The organism is Flavobacterium sp. (genome assembly GCF_044368625.1).
GTDB lineage: Bacteria > Bacteroidota > Bacteroidia > Flavobacteriales > Flavobacteriaceae > Flavobacterium.
Map to the genome: position 1 here is coordinate 1 of NZ_JBIPPD010000094.1, position 11878 is coordinate 11878.

The 11878-nt window shown below is 38.6% G+C and carries 10 protein-coding genes; 7 read left to right on the forward strand and 3 right to left on the reverse strand.

Features of this window, described 5'->3' with window-relative positions; all coding sequences use genetic code 11:
* The 3 genes from ACIQ2X_RS08660 to ACIQ2X_RS08670 form a co-directional block, all read left to right on the forward strand.
* Positions 1-3471, forward strand: a 3471-nt coding sequence (locus ACIQ2X_RS08660) for a gliding motility-associated C-terminal domain-containing protein (protein ID WP_396178529.1), incomplete at its 5' end; no start/stop codon positions are given.
* 68 nt (positions 3472-3539) lie between these two features.
* Positions 3540-4460, forward strand: a complete 921-nt coding sequence (locus tag ACIQ2X_RS08665; protein WP_396178530.1) for a type IX secretion system membrane protein PorP/SprF — start codon at positions 3540-3542, stop codon at positions 4458-4460.
* A gap of 18 nt (positions 4461-4478) precedes the next feature.
* Positions 4479-6353 (forward strand): OmpA family protein, encoded by a 1875-nt coding sequence (locus ACIQ2X_RS08670; RefSeq protein WP_396178531.1) that lies wholly within the window; start codon positions 4479-4481, stop codon positions 6351-6353.
* Positions 6354-6591: 238 nt separating this feature from the next.
* On the opposite strand, the gene ACIQ2X_RS08675 is transcribed toward ACIQ2X_RS08670, so the two are convergent.
* On the reverse strand, positions 6592-7044 hold the full coding sequence (locus ACIQ2X_RS08675; protein ID WP_396178532.1) for a 6-pyruvoyl trahydropterin synthase family protein: 453 nt from the start codon (positions 7042-7044) through the stop codon (positions 6592-6594).
* Positions 7045-7169: 125 nt separating this feature from the next.
* On the opposite strand from ACIQ2X_RS08675, the gene rbfA reads away from it, so the two are divergent.
* The 3 genes from rbfA (at position 7170) to ACIQ2X_RS08690 (ending at position 9620) form a co-directional block, all read left to right on the forward strand.
* Positions 7170-7562, forward strand: coding sequence for a 30S ribosome-binding factor RbfA (gene rbfA, locus ACIQ2X_RS08680; RefSeq protein ID WP_396178533.1), 393 nt, complete (start codon positions 7170-7172; stop codon positions 7560-7562).
* A 1-nt stretch (position 7563) separates the two neighbouring features.
* Positions 7564-8763, forward strand: coding sequence for an ABC transporter permease (locus ACIQ2X_RS08685; RefSeq protein WP_396178534.1), 1200 nt, complete (start codon positions 7564-7566; stop codon positions 8761-8763).
* A 290-nt stretch (positions 8764-9053) separates the two neighbouring features.
* Positions 9054-9620, forward strand: coding sequence for a DUF4230 domain-containing protein (locus ACIQ2X_RS08690; protein WP_396178538.1), 567 nt, complete (start codon positions 9054-9056; stop codon positions 9618-9620).
* 148 nt (positions 9621-9768) lie between these two features.
* Here the strand turns inward: ACIQ2X_RS08690 and ACIQ2X_RS08695 are convergent, their stop codons facing one another.
* Positions 9769-10377: a superoxide dismutase gene (locus ACIQ2X_RS08695; protein WP_396178535.1), complete on the reverse strand. Its 609-nt coding sequence runs from the start codon at positions 10375-10377 to the stop codon at positions 9769-9771.
* Positions 10378-10476: 99 nt separating this feature from the next.
* On the opposite strand from ACIQ2X_RS08695, the gene ACIQ2X_RS08700 reads away from it, so the two are divergent.
* Complete coding sequence (locus tag ACIQ2X_RS08700) at positions 10477-10719, forward strand: hypothetical protein (RefSeq protein ID WP_396178536.1); 243 nt, start codon at positions 10477-10479, stop codon at positions 10717-10719.
* A gap of 142 nt (positions 10720-10861) precedes the next feature.
* On the opposite strand, the gene ACIQ2X_RS08705 is transcribed toward ACIQ2X_RS08700, so the two are convergent.
* The gene (locus tag ACIQ2X_RS08705; RefSeq protein WP_396178537.1) at positions 10862-11767 is read right to left on the reverse strand and encodes a T9SS type B sorting domain-containing protein; all 906 of its coding nucleotides are present in this window, start codon (positions 11765-11767) and stop codon (positions 10862-10864) included.
* Positions 11768-11878 lie beyond the last annotated feature (111 nt).

The following is an 11878-nucleotide window of genomic DNA, read 5'->3' on the forward strand; positions in this document are numbered from 1 at the left end:
AATTTAACTCCAGGAACAAGATACCAATATTATGTTCGCGCAATCTGTTCAACAACAGAAGTAAGCACATGGACGTTATTGACACCCATAACTTTTATTACAAAACCTGTAAATGACGAATGTGCAGATGCAATTCCAGTACCGGTAAACCCTACACAAGTTTGTGCACAAACAGTTGCAGGAAATACATTAGGAGGAACAGCATCAGCGGAAATTTCAACTTGTCCAGGAAGTGAAAATGACGACGTCTGGTACAGTTTTGTAGCTACATCCAACATTCATATTGTAAGTCTGTTAAATGTTGCAGGATCCACTACAGCAGTACGATTTGCCATTTACTCCGGAATCGACTGTTCTACCGCAAATCAAATTTTCTGTAGTGCTACAAATAACAATACAGCTGTATTAACCAATTTAGTGCTTGGTCAAACCTATAGAATTAGAGTATATACAAATGGTTCAAACCCGAATCAATTTTCTACATTTGACGTTTGTGTTTCGACGCCACCACCTCCAGGACCAAACGACGAGTGTATCAATGCAGTGCCAATTACGGTAAACGTACTTTCAGAATGTCTGTTTGTAACTCCAGGTAATTTAATTGGTGCAACAGGCTCAACGGGTGTTTCAAATACTTGTACAGGAACGGAAGACGATGATGTATGGTTTAGCTTTGTAGCTACTTCTACTAATAACATTATTTCTCTTCTAAACATAGAAGGAACGACAACGAATTTGAATCACGGTGTTTATAGTGGAACTTGTGGTGCATTAGTACAATTGTATTGTGCTCCAGCAAATGCTTTGACGAGCAATAATATTAATTTTGTTGTAGGTCAAACCTATTATTTAAGAGTGTGGTCAAACGGCACCAACAGCGAAGTTGTAACCTTCAATGTTTGTGTAAAACCAGTATCCAATTGTCAGAATGCCGCTCCTTTTTGTGGTGGATCTGAAGCTAACCCTTATATTTTTCCAAATACTACTGGAATACCAAGTGTCGGACAAATTGCTTGTTTATTTACAACGCCAAACCCAACCTATTATACACTTCAAGTAGGACAAACAGGGCCATTGAATTTTACGATGTTTCAAAACACAAACATCGGTCCTGGAGGAGAGTTATTGGGAACAGGCTTAGATGTTGATTACGTTGCATGGGGTCCTTTTACTTCTCCAGAGAGTTGTAATGAAATTGTATTTGGTCCTTGTTCACCTCCTTGCCCTAATAATACTACTAATCCAAACTTTTACCCTCAAGGAAATATTGTTGACTGTAGTTATTCAGGTCAAGTAACTGAAACGATTTCAATTCCAAATGCGCAAGCAGGAGAGTTTTATATCATCTTAATTACTAACTTTAATGGGCAGGCTGGTTTTATTAAATTAGTTCAGACTAATTTTCAGTCTCCAACGGCAGGATCTACGCTCTGTTGTGACGTTGATTTAGGTGAGGATATTGAGGCTTGTGCCGCTACTGTTACTTTAAATGCTCTTGAAGGAGTTGTAAATCTTAATAACGTTCCAGTTGTTTTTGAATGGTATTTTAACAACGTTTTAATTCCTGGAGAAACGCAATCAACTATCACAGTATCTCAATCTGGAACTTACACAGTAAAAGGTAATTGTGGATTAAATCCAGTAGAAGACACTATTTTAGTAACGTTAAGTCCACCGATTAATGTGGTTTCACCTGATCCATACCAAGTATGTGATGACGCACCGATTGATGGTTTCGCTCCATTTGATCTGAATACGTTGACACCTCAAGTACTGGGCACTTTAAATCCATTAGCCTACACGGTTTCTTATTACATTTTGGAAGAAGATGCTATTGCGGATGCTACAACAGCTATCGATTTAACAATACCATTTGTAAATACGATTGCCAATACGCAAACCATCTTCATTAGGGTAGAAAGTAATTCGCTTACTAGTTGTTTCGCTGTAGTTCCCGTAATTTTGGAAGTAGGTGGTTTTGGAAATGCTCAATTTGAATATGCAGCTTCAAGTTATTGTAAAAATGTAACGCCAAACCCAGTACCAAATTTCATTGGTACAGGAGTTGCAGGTGAGTTTACAGCTTCGCCAGCGGGATTGGTAATTAATGCAGCTACGGGCGAAATTGATTTAGCGACAAGTGCTCCAGGTTCTTATGAAGTTGTAAATACTTTAACGGATACAGGATGCGGAAATGTTATTTTTACCTTTGATGTAGTAATTACCGAAGCAGTAAACTTTACATTAACTGGAGATTTGGAAATTTGTCCGAATGAAACGACTGTTATTACTGTAGTTCCTACCAATAATAGTTTTGATGTAAATGCAGTTACATACGAGTGGACTTACAATTCGGTTGTAATCCCAGCAGCGACAGCAAATACATTAGAAATTTTAGGTTCTACAGGATATGGTCTGTACACAGTTACAGTAACTAATGCTAATTGTACATCTACGCAAACCTTTACAGTTTCACCATCTAACACGCAGTGGAATGTAAGCTTTACGGGTCCATTAACGTTGTGTCCAACAGAGCCGGGAACGCTTACTGCAGTAGTAACGAACAACACGAACAACACACCAGTAACGTATACCTATACATTACCAAATGGAACGCAAGTGGTTTCAGGTTCAAACGTATTACCGACTTCAGGTGCAGGAGTTTATACGGTTGTAGTAGATATTTTAGGTTGTCAGAGTGCTCCAGTTAGTTTCACAGTAGGAGCAAGTGTTTCAAACTGGCAAGTAGCCTTTACAGGAACTCCCTATGTAATTTGTGCTGGAGAAACAGTTGAATTGGCTTTTACGGCAACCAACTTTAATATTGATAATGCCAATGCGGTGTACACATGGACCAGTCCATCGGGAACAACAGGGGTAGGAAAAACCTTCACTGCAAACCAGATTGGAATTTATACCTTATCGGTAAATATCTTTGGATGTATCTCTACCTTCCCAGTAGAAGTAGCTGCTAATGACCTAGCCATCGCTATCGACTTTACCCAAGGCTGTTTAAATAACGCTTATCGATTGGTAGCAGAGCCGTTTAATGGAAGTTTTGATGTAGTGTCATCGAGTTTTACATGGAGCGGTCCCAATGTGATAGCGACCAATGAGGATAACGTTATTATCTTAGGAGCCAATGGAACCTATAGCGTTACAGTTACCAATACAGAGGGCTGTAGTGCAACAGAAACCATTACGGTAGACAACATTTCTTGTACGATTCAAAGAGGAATTACACCCAATAATGATGGAAAGAATGATTTCTTTGATTTGAGTGCGTTGAATGTAAGAGAACTGTTCATTTACAACCGATACGGAACACAAGTGTACCGATACGGCAATTACACAAACCAGTGGAACGGCCAGTCGAATGCAGGCGATGAATTACCAGATGGCACATACTTTTACATGATTCAAACAGTAGAAGGCGAGAGCATAACGGGATGGATTTTCATTAACAGATAAAAAAAGGATAATAATTACTGCCTGAAGGAATTCAGGCAGTAATTTACCACATAAAACACTACCAGGATATGAATAAAATATACTTAGCCGTACTGATTGTTGTAGTCACATTATTTGAGGCTCAAGCACAACAAGACCCACATTATACCCAGTACATGTATAATATGAACGTAATAAACCCAGCTTATGCAGGCTCGAAAGAAAACCTATCATTCGGACTTTTATACCGCAAGCAATGGGTAGACATACAAGGAGCCCCCTCTACCTTTACCTTCTCAGGCCATTCCCCAGCGGGCAAGAACGTAGGCTTAGGACTCTCGATAATAGCCGATGAAATCGGCCCGGTAAAAGAGCAAAACGTTTACGGAGACTTCTCCTACACCCTTAATTTAGGAGGGGAACACAAGCTAGCCCTTGGACTAAAAGCAGGAGCCACGTTTCAAAGAATAGGACTCTTTAGCGATATCAACTCCTCACTGCCAGACCCCAGCGATAGCGGATTTAGAGAAGACACCAGTAATATATTTTTCAATATAGGAACCGGTATATTTTATTACACCAATAAATATTATGTAGCCTTATCAGTACCCAATATGATGAAAGCCAATTATTTGGATTTCAATGGCGTAAAATACGGTACCGAAACCCAACACTATTTCTTAACAGGAGGATACGTATTTGATTTAACCCCCAATGTAAAATTCAAACCCTTTGCAATGCTTAAATCCGCATTCAACTCCCCGAGTTCATTGGATGTATCGGCCAACTTTTTATTCAACGAGCGCTTTGAAATAGGAGGTACCTACCGTGTAGACGACAGCTTTGGAGCGATGGTCAATTTTGCCGTTACCCCATCGTTACGAATCGGATATGCCTATGACAACATCATCTCCGAACTTAGAACAGCAGCACCCTCCTCACACGAGGTTATCCTGTTATTTGATCTAAACTTTCCAAAGAAAGTTTCCCGTTCACCACGATTTTTCTAACATAAAAGCACTCACATAATGAAAAGACTCTATATTCTATTAAGCTGTGTGTTAGTAAGCACCACAACCTTAACCGCACAAAATAAAAAAACCCAAACCGCCGATAAACTCTTCAATCAATTTGAATACGTAGAAGCGAGTAAGGAATACCTGAAGTTAGTAGACAAAGGCGAGAAAGACCCCTACCTATACAAGCAACTGGCCGATTCCTATTACAACATGTATAACCCTACAGAATCAGCCAAATGGTACGCCAAAGTAGTAGAAACCCCACAAGAGGCCGAAACCTACTTTCGCTATGCCCAAATGCTAAAAGCCTTAGTTAAATACGAAGAATCGAACAAGCAAATGGCCGTTTTTGCCAAAAAAGCACCAAGCGATCATAGAGCCAAGGACTTCAACCAAAACCCAGGCTATTTACCAAAACTGCTCAGCAAGCAAAAGTCCTACAACGTAAAAGCATTGGAGATCAACAGCGAAGGATCCGACTTTGGTGCGGTACTAACCAACGAGAACACGTTGTATTTTACCTCCTCAAGAAACAAGAGTAAACGCACCGACGGATGGAACGACGAGCCCTATTTGGACATCTATAAATCGACCTACAACAGCGATAAAACCTTCTCTAAACCAGAAGAAGTATCCGAACTGAACACCAAGTGGCACGACGGCCCCGTAAGCATCAGTAGCGACGGTAACACGATGTATTTTTCAAGAGACTCACACAGTGAAAAACAATTTGAAAAAGACAAGAAACTCAATACAAAGTTCGGGCAAGTGTACCTTTACAAAGCCACTAAAGACGGCGATAAATGGGGCAACATTCAATCGTTACCCTTCAATAACAAAGACTACTCAAACAGTAGTCCGAGTTTAAGTAAAGACGGAAAAACCCTGTACTTCAGTTCCAATATGCCAGGCTCTGTAGGTCAAACCGACATTTGGAAAGTAGCAGTCAATGCAGATGGAAGCTACGGCACACCCGAGAATATGGGCGCCAAAATCAACACCGAAGGCAAAGAACAATTCCCGCAAATAACGGACGACAACATCCTGTTTTTCTCCTCCAACGGACACATTGGACTTGGTGGATTGGACATTTACATGATTGACCTAAAAACCAACAACGAAATCCAGAATGTTGGAAAACCGGTAAACAGCGAGAAAGACGACTTCGCCTTTAGCTTCAATGTAAGTAAAAACGCAGGATTCTTTTCCAGCAATAGAACAGGAGCTGATAACATCTATTGGGCCGATCCAGTATGCGGTGTAGAATCAATTGTAGTTGTAACCGATACCAAAACAGGCGCTTTGTTAAGCAATGCAAGAGTATCGATACTAGATGCAAAGAAAAACGTCTTGGAAACCCAAACTACCACTGCAAGTGGAGCAATCAGCTTTCCATTAGATTGCAACACGCCCTATAGCATTCAAGCCGCGAAAGACGGCTATGAAAGTGGCGTATTCTCCATCGCAGCTACAAATGGAGGAAAAATAAGAGTAGATGCACCGTTGAATCCGATAGATGTAATTGTAACCGAGAAAGAAGTGATTTTAAAAGAAATCAATTTTGAGTACAATAAAGCCAACATCACGGTCGAAGGCGCTTTTGAATTAGACAAACTGGTTCAAGTGATGAAGCAAAACGAAAGCATCGTGATTATGGTAAAAGCACACACCGATAACAGAGGTAGTGATACTTACAATATGAGTCTGTCTGATCGTAGGGCCAAATCGACCGTGCAGTATGTAATCTCTAAAGGAATCGATAAAGCACGAATCTCAGGAAAAGGATACGGAGAGAGCGAACCCAAAGTAGATTGTAAAGAAGCTTGTACAGAAGAAGAACACGCACAAAACAGACGAAGTGAATTTTTGATTGTAAAGAAATAAGCGATCCGTTCAGCCTACAACGGAACCCGCGTTAGGGATTGTCCCGAAGTGTCGGGAGGAAATCCTTTTTTGTCTCGTCCAAAAAGACGAGACAAAAAAGATTGTAACGCAAAGCCCGACCCGTAGGGGAACGCCCAAAATAATTTATCATTAAGGATAATTTTAAAAGATTGATTAAATCGAAAGCCCCCGAAGTGAACGCTTCGGGGGTTTTTGGTTCTATAAAAAAGAGCATTTTTTACATATTATCACTTGCAAACCACTCCGCAAAGGAGGATTCTGTTTCTTGCAATTTCAAAGAAAAAAGCGCGATATTTTCTGGCAAACGTTTTTTGATCCGGTCGGCAAAATCAATCACCATATTTTCGCTCGTGGGTTGATAATCGACTAAAATAACGTGATGGTCGCGGTTTTTGAGTTCTTTTGCCAATTCTACGTGTGGGGTATTTTGATTGAAAACGGTGGCGTGGTCAAACTGATCTACAACTTCCTCTTTGACTATTTTTTTTAAATCCGTAAAGTCAATCACCATACCGAATTTAACATTATTTGAATCTGTAATGGGTGAGCCAATAACAGTAACCGATAATTTATAACTGTGTCCGTGAACATTTTTACATTTTCCATCATAGCCATATAAGGCATGTCCTGTTTCAAATGTAAACTGTTTTGTGATGCGAATTTTACTCATTGCGATTTAAATTTGATGCAAATTTACACATTTTAACCTGAATAATGATTCCACTCAACACTTCGGCACCATATAATACTAACATAGGCTTCGAGACATAAGACTTAAAATTGTATTTTTGCAGTATGGAAACAAATAGACAGAAAAAAATAGGCGGGGTAATCCAAAAAGATTTGGTTGATATTCTTCAAGGTGAAATCAGAAAAAACGGGATTTCAAATTTGGTAATCTCGGTTTCTAAGGTCGTAGTAACTTCAGATTTGTCTGTGGCAACTGTGCATTTAAGCATTTTTCCGCAAGAAAAAGCAGCAGAAACTTTGGCAGCTATTAAAACCAATACTCCTTTAATCAAGCACGATTTATCACAGCGTGTAAAAATGCAATTGCGAAAAGTACCCAATTTGACCTTTTACATCGACGATTCTTTAGACTACATCGAAAAGATTGATAATGCTTTAAAAGGCCAAGAAAATCCAATTGAAAACCGTGATTTATTAGAAAAACGAAGAAAATACTAATTTGAATTTTTCGCTATACATCGCTAAGCGCTACCTCAAAAGCAATAGTAAAAACACCGCAATAAACACCATCAACTGGATTGCTAGTATTGGTATAATTGCGGGTTCAATGGCTTTGTTTGTGGTACTTTCGGTTTTTAGTGGACTGATAGATTTTAGCCTTTCGTTTACCAATACCATCGATCCGGATTTAAAAATTGTACCCAAATCGGGAAAATTTTTTGCTTTTAATTCCAGTGAAGCAGAAGCATTATCCAAACTAAAAGACGTCGCCTTTTACAGTCAAACGGTTGAAGAACGCCTTCTTTTTACGTTTGATGGCAAACAGCAAGTGGCAAATTTAAAAGGCGTTGACACTTTATTTACAAAAGTCAGCACTGTAGAAGAAGGCTTGTATGGAGGAGATTGGATCGAACCCAGTACATTGCAAGTTGTAGTGGGTTCCGGCATTTCGCAAAAATTATCGATGGGCTTGATGGATTTTAATAATGCTTTTCAGGTTTTTGTTCCAAAGGCGGGAAAAGGCGATATCAACACGCCCGACGATGCTTTCCTAACCCAAACGTTGGTTCCCATCGGGATGTATGCCATCAGTGAAGACATTGATTTAAAATATGTGTTTTGCGATTTACCACTTGCTCAAGAAATGCTTTTTCTCAAACCAAATCAGCTTTCGTCGATTGAATTGAAGCTACAACCGAATGCCGAAGAGGTAAAAGTAGTTGAGGAATTAAACAAAATTTTTGAAAATAAAGTCATTGTAAAAAATCGGGCACAACTCAACGATTCGCTTTACAAAATGCTCAATACCGAAAACATTGCGGTTTATTTGATATTTACATTAGTGATAATCGTTGTGCTTTTCAACTTGATTGGCGCGTTAATTATGATGATTTTAGAAAAAAAAGGCAATCTCAAAACGCTTTATAATCTAGGAACTGAAATCAAAAGTTTAAAGAATATTTTTCTATTTCAAGGCACACTTTTGTGTTTCATCGGTTCTTTAATTGGATTGTTTTTAGGAATTGCTATCATTTTAGCACAAGATTATTTCCAGCTCATTATGATCAACGAAACGTTTGCTTATCCGGTGAAATTCACCATTCAAAATGTTTTGATAGTTTTAGCAACTGTAACCGTTTTGGGATTTGTGGCTTCTTATATTGCTGCAAGCAGGGTCAATAAGAAGTTGCTGGAATAAGGTTTCAATGTCAACACAACTATTAAACGTAATATCCAAACGCAATTTCAATATCAATCAAAAAAGTAAATTCAAGTTACTACTTATATTACAACCATCTCTTTACACGATTTTAGCAAAATACATAAAATATACCGGGACAGATTTCTTATATTCGTTGGAAAATGTACCCAATGAGTGAACTCAATTCCAGTCCGACAAAAAAAACTTTTTTTGACAAAATTACCGCCTTTCTATCCGAGTCACGCCGTTGGGTTTTAGTGGTTTTACTGGCGGTAATAGTGTATTTGATGTATCTTTTGACAACAAAATCCAATGAAACTTCTACATTAGAGTACGACACTAATTTAATTGAGCAACAAATTAAAAACGTTGGAAAACTCGTTGTTACCGAAGGGAATTTCGCAGAAGTGATTACCTATAAAGACCAAAAAAAGTACTTGCTCGACGTGCTTTCGTTTGAGAAAAAAGCCTTAGTCGTTGTCAATGCAGAAGTAACGGTCTCGTTTGATTTAAGTAAAATTACGTACGATATTGATGCACCAAACAAAACAGTAACAATCAAATTTATCCCTGAAGAAGAAATCAAAATTTATCCGGATTACAAATATTACGATATGCAACAAAGCAAGTTGAACGAGTTTACCGCCGAAGATTACAACAAAATCAACAAAACCGTTCGTGCCAATCTTGCCAAAAAAATCGAAAGTTCAACTCTGAAAACCAATGCTAAAAACCGACTAGTCACGGAACTTTCTAATATTTTGATTTTAACCAAATCAATGGGGTGGCAACTTCAATACAATGGGAAAGCTATAAATACGGAAAACGATTTTGAAATTAAAACGAAAGGGTAGAAGAATTTCAATAATTAATTCACTGAAATTTGAAAAAAATAAAGTTCTACCAAGTCCATCCAATCGTATGCCATCATCAAAATTTCAAACCACAAAAAAAGCAGAAAACCTAAATTTCCTGCTTCTCCAACCATAAATATTTAAAGTTTTATTTCTCAACCGCAAAGCGTCTCGCTACTTCCGTCCAGTTGATTACTTTAAAAAAAGCTTCAATGTAATCCGGACGACGGTTTTGATAATTCAAGTAATACGCGTGTTCCCAAACATCCATTCCTAAAATCGGAGTACCACCACAGCCCACTTCCGGCATCAACGGATTGTCCTGATTTGGCGTTCCGCAAACGTCTAGTTTTCCGCCTTTATGTACACAAAGCCAAGCCCATCCTGAACCGAACTGTGTAGCACCCGCTTTGGCAAACTTAGTTTTAAATTCCTCAAAACTTCCAAAAGCAGCTTCAATAGCATCCATCAATTCGCCTTTTGGTTCACCACCACCATTGGGCGACATTACCGTCCAAAACAAATTGTGATTGTAAAAACCACCACCATTGTTTCTAACTGCCGCGTTTTTTTTATCTAAATTAATAAGGATGTTCTCAATTGTTAAACCCGCTAAATCCGTCCCTGCAACCGCTGCATTCAAGTTGGTTGTATAGGCGTTATGATGTTTCGTATGGTGAATCTCCATAGTTTTGGCATCAATATGTGGCTCTAATGCATCGTATGCATAAGGTAATTTTGGTAATTCAAATGCCATAATATCGTTGTTTTTATTGATTTATAAAAAATTGTAATCAAAATTAAACAATTATCTTTGGAATTAAAAACTATCAACTGTTATAATTTCGCAAAAAAATTGAACTCCTTTCTTTTTGAAGCCATTTCGCGCTATCCGCTTCAAGTCGTCATCAGCCAAGCCATTTTTCCAAAGTCCCGAAAGGAGCTTCCGTTGGTCGCTCTTTTTGGGCAGGAAAAATTGGCTTTTCTGTTTCCGGGCTTTCCGCTACTATCACGGCTAGGGGTTTACGGATTTTTAGAAAATGCTGCTGTTCCTCTCCCGCAAAACATCTGTGGCAAAAACCATTTCAATTATTTCTAAAGGAGAAAATCTCTGAAATTTTTTCAATTATAGAACATGTGCAAATTGGTGACCCGAGCGATAGCGAACAGGCGTAGCAAATCGGTGTCAAAAAAACCTCTGCTATCTCGAGCGTTTCCTCGTGCCCATTCCCGTTAGTAACTTAGCGCACCAAACTAAAATGACCCCTTACAAACCGTCCGCTTTCAAATGCAATAACGTACCAATAATCCGTTGCCGGAAGTGGAGTTCCGTTGTACGTACCGTCCCAACCGGTGTCTTTGGGATTAAACAATTTGAGTAATTTTCCAAAACGGTCAAAAATGCTGATTTTTAAATTTAAAGTGGGATCCAAGAATTGAATGTTCCAGAAATCATTATAGCTGTCGCCATTTGGACTGAAATATTTGGGAGCCCCCAGGATGTAAACGGTTTCATAAACACTTTTGCAACCTTTTTCATCGGCGATACCGATAGTATAAATGCCGGGAATAAGCCCCGAAAAAACTTCCGATTCTTGAAAAGTCCCGCCGTTTAAATTATAGACATATTCGCCTAAACCCGATACTTTTACTGTAATCGAATTGTTGTCGGACAAATCCGTAACGACAATATTTTCAATCGTTGCCGAGTTGGATGCCGTGACTCCAATAGTACGAGAAGAAGTGCAACCCAATTGGTTTTCGACTATCACAGTATAAGTGCCTTCTTGATTAACAGTGAGTGTGTAGTTGGTTTGATTTGGCACTAATACATTATCTAAAAACCAAGTGTAGGTGTATTCATTTTGCAAAGAAGGATCAGTCAATCCTGCATCAATAATCTTTATAAATGCGGGATTATCGCTGCAAATGAGCTCGTTGCCTATTAATGAAATGGACGGATTCGGATGTACAATTAATGAAATGTTATACGTTGTAAAACATGTAGGGTTTAATGGGTTTTTCAATTCCACCCGAATGGTTTGCGAACCACTCACAAAAGGATTCGGGAGCGGACTGGACAAAGGCACATTATTTTGGTCAAAATAACTGACTTCAACGCCTGTCTGATTTCCTAAAATAGTCACTCCTTAAAAACTCACTTTTTGAGTTTTTAAATTTATTTTGAAAAATACATTTGTAAAAATAAACATTAAAAATTCTAGCCAGATCACGAGCTGTACTTTGATTTGGTTAAA